The sequence below is a fragment of the Klebsiella sp. SWET4 genome, from assembly GCF_024296565.1.
Taxonomy (GTDB): domain Bacteria; phylum Pseudomonadota; class Gammaproteobacteria; order Enterobacterales; family Enterobacteriaceae; genus Klebsiella; species Klebsiella variicola.
In genome coordinates this window covers 1-1,030 of record NZ_JANCOB010000072.1, presented here as the reverse complement: position 1 = coordinate 1,030, position 1,030 = coordinate 1, and the positions used below count along the sequence as shown (strand labels likewise).

General features: G+C 37.7%; 1 protein-coding gene. It reads left to right on the top strand.

Translation table 11 applies throughout. From position 1 onward, the window contains the following. Window positions 1-1,030: hypothetical protein (locus tag NKJ21_RS27600; RefSeq protein ID WP_254733488.1), on the top strand; the 1,030-nt coding region annotated here is incomplete at both ends.

Genomic DNA, 1,030 nt, shown 5'->3' with positions numbered 1-1,030 from the left:
ATTCGCTTAAGAAAAGACTACTAAAGGAGGCTGATATTGCATTGCAGTTTAAATGGCCAGTCGTTCCGGCAAGTTTATATCTGGATTACCAGAAAACAGGCGCCAGGTATAATTATGAAGAAAAAAATAGTGAGCGTAGGAGGGTTTTATCGCAGTTGGCAATAGGTGAGCTAATTGAGCGAAAAGGTAAATACCTTCCTCAGATAATTGATGGATTATGGATAATTATGGAGGAGAGTACTTGGGTATTGCCGGCACATATCGTTTTACAAAAGAAGAAAGGTTTTTTACCTGATCCTAATGAGACCGTAATAGATTTGGGAGCAGCCAATACAGCTGTATTGGTGGCAACGGTTGAATTAATGTTTCGTGATGCGTTAATGAAAGAATCTCCTTTTATAGTTGATCGTATTCATGCGGAACTTAAAAGAAGAATATTCGATCCGTACTTGCAACATAATGATTTTTGGTGGATGGGGTTACAGCAACAGCCTGTTAATAACTGGAATGTGTGGATAAATACCAATGTTCTGCAAACTCTATTTTTTACTCAGTATGCCGACAATGAGCAGGCAGCAGAAATTATCGGGAAAATCTTAAGGAGCACTGATTGTTTTATTAATCAGTATCCTGATGATGGGGGATGCGATGAAGGCTCCAGCTATTGGAGTGAAGCAGGTGGTAAACTGATACGAATGTTACATCTGTTAAAGTCATTCGGCGTAGGAACATTTGGCTTACCCGAAAATTCGGTTGTACACAAAATGGGTACTTACATTTATAAAGTTCATATAGCGAATAATTACTTTGTAAATTTTGCAGATGCTTTTGCAAAAACAGTTCCTAACCCGGAAAGTGTTTATCGTTATGGAGAATTTTTTAATGATAATGCATTAAAAGAATTTGGCGCATACCTGTTTTCTTTACAGAAAGAAAATATACGGAACTCAAGTCTTGTTGATTTTCTGGAGATGGCTTCTATTTATAGAGAATTGTGTGATACAACTGCTAAAGCTCCGATGCCTTCCAC